Raw genomic sequence first — 20,647 nt, 5'->3', positions numbered from 1 at the left:
CGGCTTCAACTTCGTGAATACCAATATAGAACTTATATAGACATTGGTAGGATGGCCGCTTGTCCACTGGCGTATTGCTCGCCGGCGGGTGTGAAGCCAGGGAGATCTCGCCGTAATGCAGTCCGACGCCGCCGTTTCCTCTCTTTCGCTGATGGCCCGCGAGGCGGCCGAGGCGCCGCAGGCCGTGCGCGCCTTCATGGCGGCCAACCGCGAAGCCCTGGCCGATCTGGCGCGGGACTTGCGTGCCGATCCGCCTTCGGTCGTGGTCACCTGTGCGCGCGGATCTTCCGACAACGCGGCGACTTATGCCAAGTATCTGATCGAGACGATGGCCGGTGTGCCGGTCTCCTCTTCCGCGCTCAGCGTTTCGTCGGTGTTCGGCGCGGAAATGCAGTCGAGCGGCGTGCTGGTGCTGGCAATCTCGCAAAGTGGGCGCAGCCCCGATCTGCTGGCTGCAGTAGAGGCCCATCGTCGCGCCGGCGCGCGCATCGTCGCGCTGGTGAATGACGAGAGCGCACCGCTCGCCGATCTGGCGCATTGGGTGCTGCCGCTTCATGCCGGGCCGGAAAAATCGGTGGCGGCCACAAAGTCCTACATCGCCTCTCTGGCCGGCGTTGCCGCGCTGGTGGCGCACTGGACCGGCGATGCCGATCTTGGACAAGCGCTGGACAGCCTGCCGGATGCCATGGAAACGGCCGCGAAAACCGCCCCGTTCGATCTGGTCGAGCAGCTGGCCGATGCCGCCAACCTGTTCGTGATCGCGCGCGGGTACGGCTTTGCCGTGGCGCAGGAAGCCGCGCTGAAATTGAAGGAGACCTGTGCGCTCCATGCCGAAGCTTACAGTGCAGCCGAAGTGCGGCATGGGCCGATGACGATCATCGATGGCGGCTTTCCCATCGTGGCCTTCGCCACGTCCGACGCCAGCGGTGAAAGCGTGCGGGAAGCCGCCCGTGAATTCGCCGGACGCGGCGCGCAGGTTGCGCTTTTCGATGCCGCCGAACCGTTCGGCGCCGTTGGTGCGGGAACGCTTGCCGCACTGGCCGGTCACGCCGCGCTGGAACCGCTGCTGATGATCCAGGCGCTGTATCCGCAAGTGAACGCGCTGTCGCTGGCGCGGGGGCTGGACCCCGACAGACCCGCCCACTTGCGCAAGGTTACCGAGACCCTGTGATGAAGACCGCTTTCGTCAACGGCAACGTCTACCTTGGCCGCGCGTGGGCGCGCGATGCCGTGGTGAGCGTGGAGCAGGGCCGCATCGTCACCGCCGAGCGCGGCAGCGACGCCGATGAGGTTGTCGATCTGGAGGGAGGCTGGCTGCTGCCGGGCTTCATCGACGTGCAGGTCAACGGCGGCGGCGGCGTGCTGCTGAACGATAGCCCCACCGTGGCGGGCATTGCCGCCATTGCCGCCGCGCACGCGCAGTTCGGCACGACGGCCATGCTGCCCACCCTGATCAGTGCCGCGCCGGACGTGATCGCCGCCGGGCTCGATGCCACTGACGAGGCGATTTCCTCCGGCGTGCCGGGCTGCATCGGCATCCACGTGGAAGGGCCCGTGCTCAATGCCCGGCGCCGGGGCATCCATTCCGAGGGCAGCCTGCGCAAGCTGGACGATGCCATGGTTGAGCTGCTCACCCGGCCCCGCGCAGGACGCGTCCTCTTCACCATTGCGCCCGAATACCTCCACGCCGATCAGGCACGCGCGCTGGTCGATGCCGGCGTCGTGCTGGCCATGGGCCATTCCGACGCCGATTACGAGACCGCACGGGCCGCCTTCGACATGGGCGTGACCGGGGTGACGCACCTGTTCAACGCCATGTCCGCGCTGCATCATCGCAATCCCGGCATGGTGGGCGCGGCCTTGGAAAACCGCTCCGCCTGGTGCGGACTGATCGCGGATGGATACCATGTCCACCCGGCAGTGATGCGCGTGGCCTTGGCGAGCCGCCCGCTCGACCGCTTCGTGCTGGTGACCGATGCGATGCCCTGCGTCGGATCCGACCTTGCAAGCTTCGAGCTTGACGGGCGGGAGATTATCGTGGCGGACGGCCGCTGCGTGGATGCAAACGGCACGCTGGCGGGCGCTTCGCTGAACATGGCCGATGCCGTTCGCAATGCCGTGGACATGGCGGGCCTTTCGCTTGCGCAGGCCGTGGAAATGGCCACTCTGCAACCCGCCGCGTTCCTGGGCCTCGCCGCGGAACGGGGAACCATCGCTGCCGGTCGCGTGGCTGACTTCGTCCGCCTCGATCGCGCCATGAAGCCGCAGGCGACGTGGATCGGCGGAGAGCGGGTGTTCTGAGATTGATGCCGGGGGGCAATCCGGTCTGCCGAGGCGGATTGTGCCTTTCGAATTTCCCTTTGTTTGCTGCATGCTTTCGAATTGCCCGGCAATAGGCCCCGGCTTCGAGCACGCTTCAGGAGACAAGCAAGTCCGATGTCTGCTTCCGTTTCCCCTACTCTGACCACCGATCGCGCGCACACGCCTGCCGAACGGACGATTGCCGTTGCCGCACCGTTGGATGGCTGGCTGGCGCCGCTTGGCGAAATTCCCGATCCGGCCTTCGCAAGCGGCATGGTCGGCGATGGCGTCGTCATCGATCCCACCGGCTCCGTGCTCCACGCGCCTTGTGCCGGCATGATCGCCTCCATCGCGGCAACCGGCCATGCGGTGACCTTGCGCCTTGAGGGCGGGGCGGAACTGCTGGTCCATCTCGGCGTCGATACCGTGGCGATGGGCGGGCGCGGTTTCACGCCGCTGGTGGTGCAGGACCAGACCGTTGCGGCGGGCGATCCGCTGATCCGTTTCGATCTGGACGCCATCGTCACCGGCGCGGCGAGCGCGATGACGCCGGTGCTGCTGCTTGCGGGCGAGGAATGGGCGCTGGAATCGCGGCGCGATCCCGGCCCGGTCCGGGTTGGCGATGTGGTCATGACGCTGCGGCAGGTTGCTGTGGCAGCGGGCGAGGCGGCTTCGCCCGCATCCGGGGATGAGGAACTGGTGCGTGAGGTTCCGGTGCCGCTTCGCCACGGCATCCATGCGCGCCCGGCTGCGCGGCTGCGGCAAGTGGCGACGTCTTTCGACGCTGGCGTGCGGATGGAGATCACGGGCAAGTCGGCCAGCCTGCGCAGCCCGGTCGGCGTGCTGGCGTTGGGCGTGAAGCTGGGCGACCGCATTTCGCTCCACGCGCGCGGGCCGCAGGCGGCGGACGTGCTGGATGCATTGGAAGCGCTGATCGCCAGCGGCATGGGCGAACTGGCCCATCCCGAGGAGAAGCCCGCGCCCGAACCCGGCCGCGTCGCCGCGCCGGTGCTGCGGCGGGAAACGGCCATTGCGCCGGACGGCACGCTTGCGGGCGTCGTTGCCGCGTCGGGCGTGGCGGTGGGACAGGCGGTTCACTATCGGCTTGGCGACGTGGAAGTTGCCGCCGGTTCGGGCGATCCGGCCATCGAGCGCGCGTCGCTGGACCAGGCACTGGCACAGTTGCGCGCGAAGATTGCAGCGGAAAGCGAAAGCGCACCGGCACACGCCGCCTCGATCCTTGCCGCGCATGCGGTAATGCTGGAGGATGAGGATCTGCTGGCCGCCGCGCACGAGGCGATTGCCCGTGGCGCCAGCGCCGGCGAAGGCTGGCGCGCCGCCATTGGCCCGCAGGTCGAACTTCTGTTGCGATCCGGCGATCCCCGCCTTGCCGAGCGTGTGGACGACATGCGCGACCTTGAGCGGCAGGTGCTCTGCGCGCTGGCGGGTGGGGACGCAGTGGTCTTCACACTGCCCGAAAACGCCGTGGTCATTGCCGAGGATCTTTTGCCCTCGCAGCTCATGGCGCTCGATCCGGAGCGGCTCACGGCGATCTGCCTTGTCAGCGGGGGGCCCACTTCGCATGTGGCGATCCTGGCGGCCGGGCTTGGCGTGCCGATGCTGGTGGCGATGGGAACGGCGCTGGACGGCGTTGCCGAAGGTACCACGCTGGTAGTGGACGCGGCTGCCGCACAGCTTGAAACCGCTGCCTCTCAGGATCGGGTCGCGCATGTTCGCGGGCAGCTTGAAGCGCTCGCCGCGCGCCGCGCTGCCGCGCGCGAGGCGAAGGGGCCGTGTCACACCGCAGACGGCGTACGCATCGAGGTTTTTGCCAATCTGGGCTCGCTGGCCGATGCCCGTCAGGCGATGGCGAACGGAGCGGAAGGCTGCGGCCTGCTGCGGAGCGAGTTTTTGTTCGTCGAGCGTCCTCAGGCGCCCAGTGTGGCGGAGCAGGCGGAAACCTACCAGGCCATCGCCGATACGCTGGAAGGGCGGCCGCTGATCGTGCGCCTGCTCGATATTGGGGGTGACAAGCCGGCACCGTTCCTGCCGATGGCGGCGGAGGAAAACCCGGCGCTGGGCCTGCGCGGCATCCGCGTCTGTCTGGCCCATCCCGAACTGCTGGAAGCGCAAGTGGAAGCGATCCTGCGCGTGCGTCCGGAAGGGCAATGCCGGATCATGGTTCCGATGGTCGTCAGCCTTTCGGAACTGCGCATCGTGCGCGGCGTGGTCGATAGCGTTGCCGCGCGCCTTGGATTGGTCGAGCGGGTTTCGCTGGGGATCATGGTGGAAACGCCGGCGGCGGCGGCAACGGCGGACGTGTTCGCGCGCGAAGCCGATTTCCTCTCCATCGGCACCAACGACCTGACGCAATATGCGCTTGCCATGGATCGCGGGAATGCGGCGGTGGCATCGGCCATCGATGGCCTGCATCCCGCGGTGCTGCGGCTGATCGGGCTGACGTGCGAGGGCGGTTCGCGCGGCGGTCGCTGGACCGGGGTTTGCGGTTCGCTCGCGTCCGATCCGCTGGCGGTGCCGCTGCTGCTGGGCCTTGGCGTGGCAGAGCTTTCCGCCACGCCGGCGCAAGTGCCGGACATCAAGGCGCTGGTCGCGGGGCTGCGGATCGACCGTTGTCGCGAGCTCGCCGCCGCCGCGCTGGAATGCGCGACGGCCGGGGAAGTGCGCGAATTGGCGCGGGAATTTCTGAAGGAGCAGGGCGCATGAGGCGGGTTCTCGAAGCATTGCAGCCGCTGGGCCGTGCGCTCATGCTGCCGATCGCCGTGCTGCCGGTTGCCGGCCTGCTGCTGCGTCTGGGCCAGCCGGATCTTCTGAACATCGCACTGCTGAGCGCGGCGGGCGATGCCCTGTTCTCCCACCTGGGCCTGTTGTTCTCCATCGGCGTCGCCACCGGCTATGCGCGGGACGGCAACGGAGCGGCCTGCCTTGCGGGCATCGTCTGCTTTCTGGTGACCACCGAAGGCGCGAAAGTGCTGATGCCGGTGCCGCTGGGCGTAGACCCCACGCTATCGGGGGAAACCCTCGCAGCGGCAGTGGCGGCCGCGAAGAGCCAGGCCATCGGCCGGATAGACGTGCCGATCGGGATCATCTCGGGCCTTGTCGGTGGCACGTTCTACAATCGCTTTGCGACGGTGAAGCTGCCGGAATACCTTGCGTTCTTCGGCGGGCGGCGGTTCGTGCCGATCGTGTCGGGCGTGGTCGGCCTGGTGCTGGCCTGCGTGGTCGGCTTCGGTTTCCACCCGATCGTGCTGGGTATCGACGGGGTGAGCCACAGCATCACCGATCTTGGCGGCGCGGGGCTGTTCCTGTTCGGCCTGATCAACCGGCTGCTGCTGGTCACCGGCCTGCACCACGTGTTCAACAACCTCTTCTGGTTCGTCTTCGGCGACTATAACGGCGCGCATGGCGATATCCGGCGGTTCTTCGCCGGCGATCCCACCGCCGGAAGCTTCATGACCGGCTTCTTCCCGGTGATGATGTTCGGCCTGCCGGCAGCCTGCCTTGCCATGTACCGCGCGGCCCGGCCGGAGCGGCGCAAGGCAGTGGCCGGCATGCTTTTCAGCCTGGCGCTGACATCGCTGCTGACCGGCGTGACGGAGCCTATCGAATTCAGCTTCATGTTCCTTGCCCCGGTGCTCTACGCCATTCACGCGGTGCTGACCGGCCTGTCCATGTGGCTGACCGACGCGCTGGGCATGCATCTTGGCTTCGGCTTTTCGGCCGGTCTGTTCGACTATGTGCTGAACTTCGGAAAGGCCACGCGTCCGCTGCTGCTGCTGCCGGTGGGGCTGGTCTATTTCGCGGTCTACTACGGCGTCTTTTCCTTCGCGATCCGCAAGCTGGACCTCAAGACCCCCGGCCGCGAGGACGAGGAGGAAGTCGCCGCCGTTCCCACCGCTGCCGATAGCCCGATCGCCGAAGGGCGCGGCGCGGCCTATCTCGCGGCTTTGGGCGGCAGCGCCAACATCGTGGACGTTTCCGCCTGCACCACCCGTCTGCGCCTGATCGTCGTCGATCACGGCGCGGTGGACGATGCGCGGTTAAAGGCCCTTGGCGCGCGGGGGATCATCCGCCCGTCCGACAAGGCGCTTCAGGTGATCCTCGGCCCGGTGGCGGACATCGTTTCGGTGGAAATCCGCGAGGCGATTGCGGCAGGCCCGGCGTCGCCGAAGGCTGCGGCCACGCCCGAGGCTGCATCGGCCGCTTCGGCAACGGTGACGGTGCCCGGCGCGATGCAGCAGGCGCTTGGCGGCGGCGCGAACGTGCTCAGCGCGCAGCGCTACGGCAACCGTCTGAGAGTGGAATTGCAGGACCCCGCCTTGCTCGATGCGGCTGCGCTGACGGCGGCGGGCGTTCGCGGCGTGGCGACAGCCGCAGGCAGCACCGTGCACCTCCTCTTCGCAGCCGAGGACCTAGACCGCTTCGCGGCCTGATTTCAGGGGGCCTGGTCCGCGTTCGTGACGTGCGATCGGGCCATGCGATCCACCATCCGCTGGCGCTGGAGAGGCTGGGCCATGTCTGCCCTGACCGCGTAGAACGCGGAAAGGAACGCGCGGTCGGGTTCGGTGAGACCGTCGGGAGCCGCCGCGCCTCTTTCCCGGGTAAACAGCGTCAGCACGGTGGGTTCCGTTGCCGACCCCTTCAATTTGGCGCCTGTCAGGGCCCGCAGCGCCGCATAGTCGGCGATCTGCCGCAAGTCGCGGTCGGCGGCGGCCTCCCGGTCGATCAGGACTACGGAACTGACGATATCCCGTCGGATCGGCATGGACAGGCGCGTCGAGGTCACGGTTTTCAGGGATTTCTCGCCGGTATCCAAATGGCTCTGACGGTCGCCGTCGCGGCTTAGGGTTTCGACCTCGCTCCATGCCCAAGCCGGGCCGGGTTCGGCCAGGAGGCGGACGACATCGGCATGGGACTGGCTCAGCATCGCGCCGGAACCCGTCCGGGCCAAGGTGCGCACGGCTTCGTGGCCGTCCTTCACGAAGACCACCATCACATTGGGCGTGCAACCGGCGCGCGCGATCCTGAGCCCGGCGGCGGCGGCGACTGTCGTGATCCGGTCGGCCACGACCGCGTCCGCGCCGGGCGGCAGGCCGACGCTGCCCGCGCAGATCGGGGCCGTGAACCGCGCCAGCGGCACGTCGTTCTCTGCCGCTATTGCGACTTGCGCCACGAAGCGCTGCGCGGCGGGGCCTGACGGGGGCGTGCCGGTCACGGTGATAGTGGAAGTGGCGGCGGCGAGCAGGCTGCCGAGGACGATATTCATACCGTTTCTCCCTTGCGGGATGGAACGTATTGCACCTGCTCGCTTTTTTCCAGCCGCTTCGACGGCGCCGGCCGAAGGATCAGGGTGTGACGTACACCCTGCCGGTCAGCCCGCTGGGCGCGCCGTCCTTCGCCTCGACCAGCACGGCCAGGGTGCGCGGAGCCCCGTTCGTGCCCGCTTCGGGCGGGATCGCCGCCGTCAGCGGAGCTGCTGCCGCGTCCGTCTTGCGGGCGACCAGCTTGCCGTCCAGCCAGACTTCGGCCGCCCCGGTGATCTGCGCGAAGTGGAGTGTGCCGCCTTGCGCCGCGATCTTCTTCCACGGCGTGAACCGGGTGCGATAGCTGCGCCACCCACCGCCGCCGACAGGCGCGGCCACGCCGGAGCGGACGAAGTCCCACGAATTGTTGTCCCCATCCACCGGCGCGAGTGCCGGGTCGGGCTTCTGCGGGAAGAGGGCGGAGCGGCGCCAGTCGGCAATCGGCATTTCGGCGGGCACCGTCGGTACTTGCGCGCGCGGTTCGCGCGGGGCACGCGCCAGTGCGAGGCGAGCGGGGCGCAGCCCGCCGGTGGATGCCGATAGCGTCAGGCGGTTGCCGCTGTCACCGCCTTGCACGATGACTTGCGCCAGGCCGTTGAACAGCGCGCGCTTGCTGCCCTTTTCGCTGCCGTGGTCGTTGGGATTGCCGTTGCCGAGGCCGATGATTCGGCCGCCGGATATGGTGAAGTCCACCGGCAGATTGGCGGTAGGCACATGGCGGCCGCGCGCATCCACGCAGTCCACGGTGATCGCCTGCACATCCTCGCCATCGCTGGCCAAGGCATGCCGGGCAGGGGTCAGCCGCAGGGCGACGGGTTCGCCGGTGGTTTCGTGAACGGCACGGGCGACGACCTTGCCACCGCGCAGCGCCAGCGCCTCGATCCGGCCGGGGCGGTAGGGCACCTTGAAGCTATGGCCCATGATCCGGTCCGCCGTGGGCACGCGCTCGATCACTTCGCCGTTCAGGCGCAGTTCCATGGCATCGGCATTGGTGATGGCGAAGACTTCCAGCGTCTGGCCGTCGCTGCCTGGCTTTTCGTATTCGGGCCAAGTCCAGTGCGGGGCCAGCCAGATCACCGGCGCGTCATCGCGCCAATGCGCGGAATGGATGCCGAACGCGGTCTTGGGAAAGCCGCAAAGGTCCATGATGCCGAAGAAGCTGCTGACCGATGGCCAGGCATAGGGTGTCGGCTCGCCATGATAGTCGAAGCCGGTCCACACGAAGCCGCCCGCCACGAAAGGCCGCTCTGCGATCATCTTCCAGGTATCGCGGTGGGTCGCGCCCCAAGAGGCGGATTCCTTGTCGAACGAGGTGATGACCTGCCCGGCCTGAATGCTCTCGAACGCGCCGCGCGTTTCGTAGGCGCTGGTGTCCTCCGAACTGGTGATCGGCTTGTCCGGATGCAGTTCGTGGAACTTGTCGTAATCGCCCTGGTAGTAGTTGAAACCCATGACGTCGACGACGGTGGAGACGTTCTCCGGATTGTAGAACGAACCGTTCATCGCCGCCGTTACCGGCCGCTGCGTATCCAGCTTGCGCACGGCGGCGCGCATGCGGCGGACCATCTCCACCCCGGCATGCGTGCCCTGCATCGGTTCCTCGTTGAAGACGGACCACAGCACGATGGAGGGATGGTTGCGATCGCGCCGCACCATCCATTCCAGCTGCGCCAGATAGTCCGGCGCTGGGTTGAACAGGCGGTTCTCCCCCATGACGAGGAAGCCCAGCCGATCGCACCAGTCCAGCACTTCCTTGGCCGGGGCATTGTGCGACATGCGGATGGCGTTGCAGCCCATCGCCTTCAACCGCTGCAACCGCCAGAGCGCCAGCGCATCGGGGATCGCGGTGCCGACGCCGGTGTGATCCTGATGGATGCACACGCCCTTCAGCTTGGTCTCCACCCCGTTCAGGATCATGCCGCGCGCGGGATCGAAGTGCACCGTGCGGAAGCCGATGAACTGCCGCCGGGTGTCCACGACCTTGCCCGCGCGGAGCAGGTCCACTTCCACGCAGTAAAGCACCGGCGTATCGGGCGACCACAACTTCACCGTACCGGGCAGCAGCGTGCAGGTCGCAAACGCCTGTTCGAGCGGGACGACCGCAGCCGTGCCGCTGGAGCGGTGGATTTCCCGGCCTTCGGGATCGAGCAGGCGGGCGGCGATTTCAGCCTGTCCCGGCTCCTCGCCCACATTGCCAAGGCGCACTTCCACCGGCACCTGCCATGTCCCGTCCGGCTGGCGTACGGGATCGCAGTGAACGCCATCGGTCTCGATGGAGAGGGCGGGCCGGCTGACCAGCCAGACGTGGCGATAGAGCCCGGCGCCTTCGTACCACCAGCCTTCGCGCGCCTGTGCATCCACGCGCACGGCGATCCAGTTCAACTCGTCCCCGAAGCGGGCGAAGGGGGTTAGATCGACGATCACGCTGCTGTAGCCGGACCACGAATGGGCCACTTCGCTGCCGTTGATCCAGATCGTGGCATGGGTGGCGATGCCATCGAAATGGAGTTCGAGGCGGCGGCCCTTCTGGTTTTCGTCCAGCCGCAGAAGGCGGCGATACCAGCCGATGCCGCGCGGGCGGTAGCCCTGCGATACATTGGCCGTCTCGCTGACGTCCTGCGCAATGGCCCAGTCATGCGGCAGATCGACGGTCTGCCAGTCGGAATCGTCGAAGGAGAGGGCGGCAGCGCCGCGCGCATTGCCGGCCTTTACCGAGAGATAGGTGGCGTTGTGATCGGCGGGCTCGGGCACCGTGACCTCACCCTCGTGGAAGCGCCAGCCGCGTTCCAGCAGCGTGCGCGAGGGGTCGGTTTCGGGCAGGCGCGGCGACGGGCCGGCCAGCGGCGCGGGCATCGGCAAGCCATCCGGCAGGCCGGGGCCGAACTGGGTTTCAGCAGCGAAACTGGAAGGGGAAAGAACCGGCAACAGGGTAGCGACGGCGCCTGTGGAGGCGCCGCGCAGCAGTAATTCACGACGCTTCATGATCCCTCGATAAGCTCTGCAACAAAGTCATAGGAGTCGCCGCGATAGTAGGATCGGGTGAACTCCACGGTGCGTCCGTCGCGCAGGAAGCCGTGCCGCTCGATCAGCAGGCCCGCATGGCCGGGATCGACGCCCAGCAGGCGCGCATGCTCGGTACCGAATGGCACCGCGCGCAGGCGCTGGAGTGCGCGGACCGGGCGATTGCCGCTCTTTTCCAGCGCCGTGTAGAGCGAATCCTCCACGACATCGAGGCTGGCCAGGCAGTATCCGGCAATGGTCGATATTTCGAGCGCGAGCGGTTCGTCATCGGCATAGCGGACGCGGGTGAAGCGCCACACGGTGCTGCCGGGCGCAAGGCCCAACGCCATGGCCTCGTCCGAATTGACCGGGCCGGTGGTGCGAGAGACCCAAACGCTGGAGGCGCGCCTGCCGCGTGCCTCCATATCCTCGCTGAACGAGGTCAGCTTGGAGAAGCTCTTTTCCACGCGGGAGGCAACGAACGTGCCGGCGCCGCGGCGGCGCGTCAGCAGGCCTTCTTCCACCAGCCCGGCGATCGCCTTGCGCACGGTGATGCGCGAAATGTCGTATTCGATGGCCAGGTTGCGTTCCGGCGGTATCGCCTCGTTCTGGTCCAGCAGGCCTTCCGAAATCGCATCGCGGATCAGCTGTTGCAGCTGGATATACAGCGGTGCCGCGTTCTCTTCGCGCAGCCGACCGATCCGGTCAGAAAACGACATTCTATCCCCCTTCGCCCATTATCGCAGTGGCTTTACATTGGTCATGTCGGGCTGACAATCGCATCAAATCGTCTCTGTTTAAACCCATTTTGCAGGAATGGTATAAGACCTATTGCCCTAAAGGATATATGTTGGTTACGTTGAAGCCTCTGGTCGCAAAGAACAAGGGGCAGGTGGGGATGATGGCAAAGGGATATCGGCGGCTTCGGGGCCGCGACGTGGCGACTGCTGCGATTCTTGCGGGGCTGGCTGTTTCCGCTTCCATCCCGGCGTTCGCGCGGGAGCAATCGTCTGCTCCCCTTCCGCTGGCACCGTGGCCTGCCTCAGTGGAGCAAGGGCGCGGTACGCTCACCGTCGGTTCCGGATCGGCGATTGCCGTTCCCGCAGGCGATGCGGACGCGGCCGATGCGGCGCGGCTGCTGGCCGATCATGTGAAAGGCGCTGGCGGCCCTGCGCTGTCGATCGCATCGCCCTCCGCTACCGGCGGCACGGCATCCATCCGTTTCGAGCGGGATCCGGCGATTGCGGGCAAGGAAGCCTACCGGCTGACGGTCACTCCTGCAGGCGCGGTGATCTCGGCCTCCGGCAAGTCCGGCCTGATCTACGGCGCGATGACCTTGATGCAGCTGCTGACGGCCAAGGCGGACGGCGCTGCGGCCAAGAGCGTTTCCGTCCCCGTGCTGACCATTCAGGATTCGCCGCGCTTTGCCTGGCGCGGCGTGATGGTCGATCCGGCGCGGCATTTCCAGCCGATCGAATCCGTCTACGCCATCGTGGACCGCATGGTAGAGGTGAAGCTCAACACCCTGCATTTCCACCTGGCAGATGATCAGGGCTGGCGTTTCGAGGTCAAGCGCTATCCCGAACTCACGCGCATCGGCGCATGGCGTCTGCCGCCCGACACCGGCAATGGCCCGCGAGAGAAGACCGGCGGCTTCTACACGCAGGAGCAGCTCAAGGCCCTTGTCGCCTATGCCGCCGCGCGCGGCGTGACCGTGGTGCCGGAGATCGACCTTCCCGGCCATGCGCAGGCGCTGGTCGCCTCCTATCCCGAACTGGGCGTGCTGGGGGACCGGCCCGCGGTGTCGAATAGCTGGGGCATCTTCCCCTGGCTGTTCAATCCGAACGAGGCGGGCATGACCTTCGTGCGCAATGTGCTGGACGAGGTGATGGAGGTTTTCCCGTCGCAGTACATTCATCTGGGCGGTGACGAAGCGGTCAAGGACCAGTGGGAGCGTTCGCCGGAAGTCCAGTCGCAGATGCGGGGGCTGGGCATCAAGAGCGAGGACGCCATGCAGAGCTGGATGATAGACCAGTTCGGCGAATATCTTGCGCAGCACGGCCGCCGCCTGATCGGCTGGGACGAGATACTGGAAGGCGGGCTGCCGCCCTCCGCCACCGTCATGAGCTGGCGCGGCGAGAAGGGGGCGGTGGATGCCGCGAACGCCGGGCACGACGTGGTGCTCTCACCCGCGCCCAACCTCTATCTCGACAATCTGGAATCAACCCTGCCGGACGAGGCGCCGGGGCGCATTTCGATCCAGACGATGGAGGCGATCTATCGCTACGACCCGGTGCCGAAGGGGATCGACGGTGCCGGCGTGCAGCATGTCCTGGGCCTTCAGGGCAATGCCTGGAGCGAGTACATCGTCACACCCTGGCAGTTGCAGCACAAGCTGTTCCCGCGTGTGGGCGCGATCGCCGAAGTGGCTTGGTCTCCCGCAGTTGCGGGCACCAAGGACTATTCGGGCTTCCTTGCCCGCCTGACGCCGCAGATCCGGCGCTGGAAGCAGGGCGGCTTCGAAGTGTCCGACAGCGCGTTCGGCGTGGCCTTCACGCCCACGCAGACGCGGGGCGCCGCGCTGGACGGCAAGGCCATCGGCGTGACCCTGGCCAAGCAGGCGCCTTACGGCACCATCCGCTACACTCTGGACGGCAAGGCGCCGGGTCCGAAGTCTCCCGCTTATGGCAAGGCGCTGTCGGTGAAGCCGGGCGCGGTCGTCACCGCCGCCAGCTTCGCGCCGGACGGTACGCCGCTTTCCGCCCCGCGCCGCTTCGATACGGCGCGCGAAGCGTGGCTGACTTCCACCAGTTCCACGCTCACCGCCTGTCCGCGCGGTTCGCAGGGACTGCGTGTGCCGCTGAACGCGGATGCGACGGCCAACGGCCCCGCTTACAACGTGAACATCTTCGATGCCTGCCAGGCCGACGATCATGCGCCGCTGGCCCATGCCAAGTCGATCACCGTCTCGGTCGCGCGCCTGCCGCGCAATTACGGCCTGGCCCACGATGAGTCCGCCTTGATCGGGCACTATGCGGTGACGACGCACGGCGAACTGGTCATCAGCGCGGGCTGCCGCGCGGCGGAAAAGAGCGCGAACGCCAAGCAGAAGGAGCATGCCCCGATGCCGGGCGCGACCGTGCTGGCGTCGTTCCCGCTGCCCGATCCCAAGACCGCGCCGCAGCAGTTCACCTTTACCGCGAACCTTCCGGATCGGCCCGAACTGGGTGACGAGACCGACGTGTGCTTCCAGTTCACCTCGCCGTTGTCCGATCCATTCTACGCAGTTGAAAAAGTTGTCTACGGGGAGAAGTCGAAGTGAAGTTCGCGGGGAAATACGTCAGTGGTGCGCTGGCTCTGTGGCTCGCAAGCGTTGCGGGCGCGGCTCTGGCGGCGCCGCCTGCGCGGACTGCACTGGATGACGGCTGGCAGGTCCGCATCGCGCCCGGCGATGCGGCGGCCGCCAAGGCTCACCCCAAGGCCGCGCGCTGGTTCCGCGCGCAAGTGCCGGGCAGCGTGCAGCATGACCTGATCGCCACGCGCCAGGTGCCCGATCCGTTCCTGGGCACGAACGAGGCCGCGATCCAGTGGGCGGGCCTGACCGACTGGGAACTGCACCGATCGCTGGACGTCAGCGCCGATGCCATGGCGCGCGACCATCTGGAGCTTGTGTTCGAAGGGCTGGACACTTTCGCCACCGTCTTCATCAACGGCAAGGAAGTGCTGAAGGCAGACAATGGGCATCGCCAATGGCGCATTGCGGCCAAGCCGTTCCTGAAGGCGGGCCGCAACGAAATTCTGGTGCGCTTTGCCTCTCCCATCCGGACCTTGCAGCCGATGGTCCTGGCCGAAGCGCATCCGCTGCCGGGCGAATACGATTCCGCCTTCGGGGATGAGCCCAAGGGCAAGCAGACTTCCGCCTATATCCGCAAGCCCAAGTATCATTACGGCTGGGACTGGGGCCCGCGCATCGTCAATCAGGGCATTTCCGGGCCGGTACGCCTCGAAGCCTGGGACGAGGCACGGCTTGACGCGTTCGAGGTGGTGCAGGAAGCGCTGGGCAAGGACGAGGCCCGGCTGGTGGCGAAGTTCCGCGTGGTGGCCGACCGGCCCGGCAAGGCGCGCTTCTCCGCGCGGGTGACCGGCCCCGACGGGCAGGCGCTGGCCCCGGTCGAGCGAGAGGCCGCGTTCGATGCGGGCGAAAGCGTGGTGACCGTGCCGCTGACCATCGCCGCGCCCAGGCGCTGGTGGCCGGTGGGCTATGGCGACCAGCCGCTCTACGCCGTTGCGGGTGAGATCGTTTCCGGCGCGGGCGCGGGCTCGAAAGCCGCGCGCAACGTGGGCCTGCGCGATATCCAGCTGGTGCGCGGGGACGGCGCCTTCGGCTTCCGGGTGAACGGCGTGACGGTGTTCGCCAAGGGCGCGAACCTCATTCCCTTCGACATGTTCCCGTCGCGCGTGACGGACGCGAAGATGCAATCGATTCTGGGCGATGCCCGCGCGGTGAACATGAACATGATCCGCGTCTGGGGCGGCGGCTATTACCTGCCGGACAGCTTCTACGACGCGGCGGACCGCCTTGGCCTGATGGTCTGGCAGGACTTCATGTTCGGCGGGGCGGTTCCTCCCAGCGATATCGCCTACCGCGAGAATGTGCGGATCGAGGCGGAGCAGCAGGTTGAGCGGTTGGGCTCGCACCCGTCCATCGTGCTTTGGGCGGGCGGCAACGAAGTGCTGTCCGGCTGGGAAACGTGGAGCGACCGCAAGGCGTGGAAGCGCGCCATCGGTGCGGACGAGCAGGAGCGCGCAGGCACGGCAATGACGGTGCTGTTCGACCGCGTGCTGCGGACGGCCGTGGCCGACCATTCGCCGACGACGCCTTATTGGCCGGGCTCTCCCTCCACCGATTACGAAGGGCCGGTGGACACCGATGCCGCCGGGGACCGCCATTTCTGGGACGTCTGGTCCGGATCCAAGCCGGTGGAGAACTACACGCTCTCCTGCCCGCGCTTCATGTCGGAATATGGCTTCCAGTCCATGCCGGTCATGGCGACGATCCGTGGCTTTGCGGGCGATGCCGCACAGGCGCCGGACAGCCCGGTGATGAAGGCGCACCAGAAGTTCCTGGCGGGCGAGGGCAATGAACGCCTGAAGTTCTACCTCGATGCACGGCTGCGTCCGGCGAAGGACCTTGCGGACTTCGTCTATCTCACGCAGGTCAACCAGGCGCAGGCGATCGACCTTGCCGCCCGCCATCACCGCGCCTGCGCGCCGGTGACGCTGGGTTCGCTTTATTGGCAGATCAACGACGTCTGGCCGTCCATCTCGTGGGCCAGCGTGGATTACGAAGGACGCTGGAAGCTGCTGCACTATGCCGCGCGCCGGTTCTTCGCACCGCAGGCCGTGATTGCAGAGCATCGCGACGCTGCCACCAAGGTCCGCTTCGCTTCCGACGCCACCAGCCCGATCGCGGCGGAATGGCGCCTGACGGGCTATGCCATGGACGGCACCAGGCTGGGCGCTGCGGGCGGGGCGGTGACCCTGGCCTCGACCACGGCCACCGGCATTCCCGACGTGGCCGATGCGCAAGTCTTCGCCGGCGCCCCGGCCGAGGCAAGCTATGCGGTGGCGGAACTGGTGATCGGCGGCAAGACCGTCTCCCGCCAGATCGTGGAGCGCGCGCTGCCCAAGGCCATGGCCTATCCCGCACCCGGCCTTTCGGTAACCTGGGACGGCAAGGCGGCGACGGTGACGGCCAAGGCGTTGGCCCGTGCGGTCATGCTCGATTTCGGGGCGCTCGATGCCAAGGCTTCGGACAACGGGTTCGACCTGTTGCCGGGTGAGAGCGTGCGGATCGAAGTCACGTCCAAGGCCGATGAGGCGGCGCTGCGCAAGGCGCTGGTGCTGCGTACCCTGGCGGGAGCATCCTGATGAAACCGCTGTTTCCGATCGCTCTCGCCATGGTTCTGGCCGCGCCTTCCGTCGCGGCGCAAGGGGCCGACAAGGCCGTGCTGGACGCGATTGCCAAGGCCGATCTTGCCGAAAAGGCCGACCAGCTTCAAAGCACCGCGCCAGCGGCCAAGGCCATGGGCCTGCCGGCCTACGACTGGTGGAACGAAGGGCTTCACGGCCTTGCCCGCAACGGCGTCGCCACCGTGTTCCCGCAGGCCATCGGCCTTGCCGCGACGTTCGATCCGGCGCTGATGGAGCAAGTGGGGACGGTGGTCTCCACCGAGGCCCGCGCGAAGTTCAACGCCAAGCCCGTGAATGCGGACCGGCGCATCTACGAAGGGCTGACGATCTGGTCGCCCAACATCAACATCTTCCGCGACCCGCGCTGGGGCCGCGGGCAGGAGACGTACGGGGAGGATCCCTTCCTCACCGGCTCGCTGGCGGTGGGCTTCATCAAGGGGCTACAGGGCCCCGATCCGCTGCACCCGCGCGTGATCGCGACGCCTAAGCATTTTGCCGTCCACTCTGGCCCCGAGGCCGGGCGTGACAGTTTCGACGTGGACGTAAGCCCGCAGGATCGCGAGGCGACGTACACCCCCGCGTTCCGCATGGCAGTGACGGAGGGCAAGCCGCTTTCGCTGATGTGTGCCTATAACTCCACGCACGGCACGCCGGTCTGCGCGGACGAGGCGCTGCTGACCGTGCGGCTGCGGCAGGACTGGGGCTTCAAGGGCTTCGTCGTGTCGGACTGCGATGCGGTGGCGAACATCTGGATGTTCCACAATTACCGCTATGACGCGGCAGAGGCTTCGGCAGCGGCGGTAAAGGCCGGGACGGACCTCGATTGCGGCACCACTTATGCGGCGCTGACGCAGGCGGTGGCGCGCGGACTGCTCAGCGAGGCGGAGGTGGACCGCGCACTCGCCCGTTCGCTGGAGGGCCGCTACAAGCTGGGCATCGCGTTCGGCGCCAGCAATCCGTGGGGCCGGATCAAGCCTTCGCAGGTCGATACGCCCGCGCACCGCGCGCTGGCGCTGGAAGCTGCGCGCAAGGCGGTGGTGCTGCTCCAGAACGAGAATGGCGCCCTGCCGCTGAAGCCCGGCACGCGCCTTGCGGTGATCGGCACCAATGCAGACGATCTTGCGGTGATAGAGGCCAATTATCACGGCACCGCCGCCGATCCGGTGACGCCGTTGGAAGGCATCCGCCGTCAGTTCGGCGCGGCGAACGTGGCCTATGCGCAAGGGTCCGTCCTTGCCGAAGGCGCGCCGGTGGTCGTGCCGGAAACGGCGCTTTCTGCGGACGGCAAGCCCGGGCTCCGGGCCGAATACTTCGACCTTTCGGGCAAGCAGGTATTCGCGCGTCAGGACCGCCGCGTGGACTTCAACCTTACGCGCACGGCTCCCAAGGGCTTGGATGCGACAGGCTCCAAGGGGGGCTTCAAGGCGCGCTGGAGCGGGTCGCTGGTCCCGCCGGCGCCGGGAACCTATCGCCTCGCCCTCGACATTCCGGCCTGCTGGAAGGACTGCAAGCGCCATGACGAAGTGCGCCTGCGTCTTGGCGGAAAGGAACTCCATGCCGGGGTGCTCGGCAAGCAGCGGGTGGAGTTCGAGGTCGCTCTCGACGGAACGCCGCAGCCGATCGAGCTGGAGCTTGACCACTATGGCGAGGATGAAGGCCTGCGCCTGATGTGGCTGCCGCCCGCAGGCGCGCAGCGTGCAGAGGCGCTGAAGGCTGCACAGCAGGCCGATGCCGTGGTCGCCGTCTTGGGCCTCTCGCCCGATCTGGAGGGTGAGGCGCTTCAGGTGCAGGTGCCGGGCTTCGTCGGCGGAGACCGCAGCGACATCGCCTTGCCCGAACCGCAGGCCGAACTGCTGGCGGCGCTGAAGGCCACCGGAAAGCCGGTGATCGTCGTGCTGACGAGTGGCAGCGCGGTCTCCATCGATCCCGCCATGGCCGATGCGGTGATGGAGGCATGGTATCCGGGCGAGGCGGGCGGCACCGCCATTGCCGAGACGCTGGCCGGCCGCAACAACCCTTCGGGCCGCCTGCCGGTGACGTTCTATCGATCGACCACCGACCTGCCGGCCTTCGTCGACTATTCGATGAAGGAACGCACCTATCGCTACTTCACCGGCACGCCGCTGTGGGGCTTCGGCCATGGCCTTAGCTATACGACCTACGGGTACGAGGCACCCAAGGTCTCCGCGCCCGGCATCGGCCAGCCGGTCACCGTCACCGCCACGCTGCGCAACCTGGGCGCGATGGCGGGCGAGGAAGTGGTGCAGGCCTATGTCGTGCCGCCGGTGATCGAGCGCCACCCGGTCATGACGCAAGGCGTGCTGCAGCGCCAGCTTGCCGCCTTCACGCGCGTTCCGCTGGCGGCGGGCAAGTCGCAGCAGGTCACGCTGACGATCGATCCGCGCAGCATTTCCGTGGTGGACCGTCGCGGCACGCGCAAGGTCGTTCCCGGCGACTATCGCGTGTGGATCGGCGGCGGCCAGCCCGGTGACGGGCCGGGCGCTTGGGCGGACTTCACCTTGACCGGGCAGGCGCTGGAACTGCCCAAGTGATGGGTAACGTGATGAGTAATACGATGAACCTCGACCGACGCCGCACCCTTGCCGCAGCCATGACCGGCGCGGCGGCGCTCTCGCTTCCGGGGGCCGCGCGCGCGGCCACCATTCCGATGCCGGTGGGCGGCGGGCGTCCGCCGGTGTCCGAACGGCGCTACGTCAGCCGCGCGGTGGAGGCGGAGATCGACCGCGTATCGCGCAAGATCGCCGATCCCAAGCTGCGCGCGATGTTCGTGGGCTGTTATCCCAACACGCTGGACACCACCGTCTACATGGACACGGTGGACGGCCGCCCGGACGCCTTCGTCATCACCGGGGACATTCCCTGCCTCTGGCTGCGCGACAGCACGGCGCAAGTGCTGCCCTACCTCCATCTGGTGAACAAGGACCCGGCGCTTACCGCGCTGTTCCGCGGGCTGATCGCCCGCCAGTCGCGCTCGATCCTGATCGATCCCTACGCCAATGCCTTCATGCGCGATCCGTCGGAAAAGACGAACCTGTCCTGGGCGCTGAAGGATCAGACCGAGATGAAGCCCGGCGTTGCCGAGCGCAAATGGGAAATCGACTCGCTCTGCTATGCGATGCGGCTCGGCTTCCGTTACTGGCGCCAGACGCGGGACAAGGTTCCTTTCGACGCGACCTGGGCCGATGCCTCGCGCGCCTGCGTGCGCACCCTGCGCGAACAGCAGCGCAAGGGATCGCCCGGACCCTATCGCTTCCTGCGCACCAGCAACCGGCCGACCGAGACCATGCAGTTGGACGGCTGGGGCGCGCCGAGCCGCGCGGTGGGGCTGATCCACTGCGGTTTCCGCCCTTCGGACGATTCCTGCACGTATCCGTTCCTGATCCCGGCGAACCTCTTTGCGGTAACGGCGCTGCGCGAGATGGCGACCGTGGCCGAACAGGCGCGCGGGGATGCCACGCTGGCCGCCGATGCCCGCGCCCTGGCGGACGAGGTGGAAGCGGCGCTGCGCCAATGGGGCACGATGCTGCTGCCGGACGGCCGCCGCGTCTGGGCCTACGAAGTGGACGGTTTCGGCAACGCGATGTTCATGGACGATGCCAACGTTCCCTCGCTGCTCGGCCTTGCCTTCCTGGAATGCGTGCCGGCAAGCGATCCGCTCTGGCAGGCCACGGCGGACGCCTGCTGGTCCGATGCGAACCCCTATTTCTTCCGGGGATCGAAGATAGAGGGCATCGGCGGGCCGCATGTCGGGCTGGGGCAGGTCTGGCCGATGAGCCTGATCGTGCGCGTCCTGTCCAGCAGCGATCCGCAAGTGATCCGCGCGATGCTGCGCATGCTGCGCGATACCGATGCGGGCACCGGCTTCATCCACGAGGCGGTGGACAGCAACGATCCTTCGAAATTCACCCGCGATTGGTTCGCCTGGGCCAACGGCCTTTTCGGCGAACTGCTGGTGAAGCTGGCCGATACGCAGCCGCAACTGCTCTCTGTCCCGCTCTGACACGCCCTGACCCGCTCTGGCCGGAGCGTTC

The 20,647-nt window shown here is 67.3% G+C and carries 11 protein-coding genes; 8 read left to right on the top strand and 3 right to left on the bottom strand.

Annotated elements, in window-relative coordinates; translation table 11 throughout:
- The first annotated feature begins 115 nt into the window (after window positions 1-115).
- The 4 genes from WBP07_RS32355 (at window position 116) to nagE (ending at window position 6,752) form a co-directional block, all read left to right on the top strand.
- A complete protein-coding gene (locus tag WBP07_RS32355) occupies window positions 116-1,171 on the top strand; it encodes an SIS domain-containing protein (RefSeq protein WP_395397353.1) in 1,056 nt (351 codons plus the stop codon).
- Window positions 1,171-2,301: an N-acetylglucosamine-6-phosphate deacetylase gene (gene nagA / locus WBP07_RS32350; RefSeq protein ID WP_395397352.1), complete on the top strand. Its 1,131-nt coding sequence runs from the start codon at window positions 1,171-1,173 to the stop codon at window positions 2,299-2,301. Before WBP07_RS32355 ends, nagA begins: the two co-directional genes overlap by 1 nt.
- Before the next feature lie 135 nt (window positions 2,302-2,436).
- Complete coding sequence (ptsP, locus tag WBP07_RS32345) at window positions 2,437-5,025, top strand: phosphoenolpyruvate--protein phosphotransferase (protein WP_395397351.1); 2,589 nt, start codon at window positions 2,437-2,439, stop codon at window positions 5,023-5,025.
- Entirely contained in the window at window positions 5,022-6,752 is a 1,731-nt protein-coding gene (nagE, locus tag WBP07_RS32340) for an N-acetylglucosamine-specific PTS transporter subunit IIBC (protein ID WP_395397350.1), read from the top strand. The genes ptsP and nagE overlap by 4 nt, the downstream gene beginning before the upstream one ends.
- 2 nt (window positions 6,753-6,754) lie before the next feature.
- Here nagE and WBP07_RS32335 read toward each other — a convergent pair whose 3' ends face one another.
- The 3 genes from WBP07_RS32335 to WBP07_RS32325 all read right to left on the bottom strand — a co-directional run bounded on the left by WBP07_RS32335 (window position 6,755) and on the right by WBP07_RS32325 (window position 11,341).
- On the bottom strand, window positions 6,755-7,585 hold the full coding sequence (locus tag WBP07_RS32335) for a hypothetical protein (RefSeq protein WP_395397349.1): 831 nt from the start codon (window positions 7,583-7,585) through the stop codon (window positions 6,755-6,757).
- Between the two features lie 79 nt (window positions 7,586-7,664).
- A complete protein-coding gene (gene galA / locus WBP07_RS32330) occupies window positions 7,665-10,604 on the bottom strand; it encodes a beta-galactosidase GalA (RefSeq protein ID WP_395397348.1) in 2,940 nt (979 codons plus the stop codon).
- Complete coding sequence (locus WBP07_RS32325; protein WP_395397347.1) at window positions 10,601-11,341, bottom strand: GntR family transcriptional regulator; 741 nt, start codon at window positions 11,339-11,341, stop codon at window positions 10,601-10,603. The genes galA and WBP07_RS32325 overlap by 4 nt, the downstream gene beginning before the upstream one ends.
- Before the next feature lie 218 nt (window positions 11,342-11,559).
- On the opposite strand from WBP07_RS32325, the gene WBP07_RS32320 reads away from it, so the two are divergent.
- The 4 genes from WBP07_RS32320 to WBP07_RS32305 are packed head-to-tail and all read left to right on the top strand — an operon-like array spanning window position 11,560 to window position 20,616.
- The gene (locus WBP07_RS32320) at window positions 11,560-13,944 is read left to right on the top strand and encodes a beta-N-acetylhexosaminidase (protein WP_395397346.1); all 2,385 of its coding nucleotides are present in this window, start codon (window positions 11,560-11,562) and stop codon (window positions 13,942-13,944) included.
- On the top strand, window positions 13,941-16,553 hold the full coding sequence (locus WBP07_RS32315) for a glycosyl hydrolase 2 galactose-binding domain-containing protein (protein WP_395397345.1): 2,613 nt from the start codon (window positions 13,941-13,943) through the stop codon (window positions 16,551-16,553). Before WBP07_RS32320 ends, WBP07_RS32315 begins: the two co-directional genes overlap by 4 nt.
- Window positions 16,553-19,147, top strand: a complete 2,595-nt coding sequence (locus tag WBP07_RS32310; RefSeq protein ID WP_395397344.1) for a glycoside hydrolase family 3 C-terminal domain-containing protein — start codon at window positions 16,553-16,555, stop codon at window positions 19,145-19,147. The genes WBP07_RS32315 and WBP07_RS32310 overlap by 1 nt, the downstream gene beginning before the upstream one ends.
- Window positions 19,148-19,170: 23 nt before the next feature.
- Window positions 19,171-20,616, top strand: coding sequence for a glycoside hydrolase family 125 protein (locus WBP07_RS32305; protein ID WP_395398294.1), 1,446 nt, complete (start codon window positions 19,171-19,173; stop codon window positions 20,614-20,616).
- Window positions 20,617-20,647: the final 31 nt, after the last annotated feature.

The sequence above is a fragment of the Novosphingobium oxfordense genome, from assembly GCF_044029435.1.
Taxonomy (GTDB): domain Bacteria; phylum Pseudomonadota; class Alphaproteobacteria; order Sphingomonadales; family Sphingomonadaceae; genus Novosphingobium.
Note: the sequence above shows the minus strand (reverse complement) of the source record. Positions and strands in the feature narration are given on the sequence as shown.

Bases quoted from the DNA above. Each gene is read 5' to 3' on its own strand.
- WBP07_RS32310 (WP_395397344.1), top strand. From the start codon at position 16,553: ATGAAACCGCTGTTTCCGATCGCTCTCGCCATGGTTCTGGCCGCGCCT.
- nagA (WP_395397352.1), top strand. From the start codon at position 1,171: ATGAAGACCGCTTTCGTCAACGGCAACGTCTACCTTGGCCGCGCGTGG.
- WBP07_RS32325 (WP_395397347.1), bottom strand. From the start codon at position 11,341: ATGTCGTTTTCTGACCGGATCGGTCGGCTGCGCGAAGAGAACGCGGCA.
- WBP07_RS32355 (WP_395397353.1), top strand. From the start codon at position 116: ATGCAGTCCGACGCCGCCGTTTCCTCTCTTTCGCTGATGGCCCGCGAG.
- galA (WP_395397348.1), bottom strand. From the start codon at position 10,604: ATGAAGCGTCGTGAATTACTGCTGCGCGGCGCCTCCACAGGCGCCGTC.
- WBP07_RS32335 (WP_395397349.1), bottom strand. From the start codon at position 7,585: ATGAATATCGTCCTCGGCAGCCTGCTCGCCGCCGCCACTTCCACTATC.
- ptsP (WP_395397351.1), top strand. From the start codon at position 2,437: ATGTCTGCTTCCGTTTCCCCTACTCTGACCACCGATCGCGCGCACACG.
- WBP07_RS32305 (WP_395398294.1), top strand. From the start codon at position 19,171: ATGAACCTCGACCGACGCCGCACCCTTGCCGCAGCCATGACCGGCGCG.
- nagE (WP_395397350.1), top strand. From the start codon at position 5,022: ATGAGGCGGGTTCTCGAAGCATTGCAGCCGCTGGGCCGTGCGCTCATG.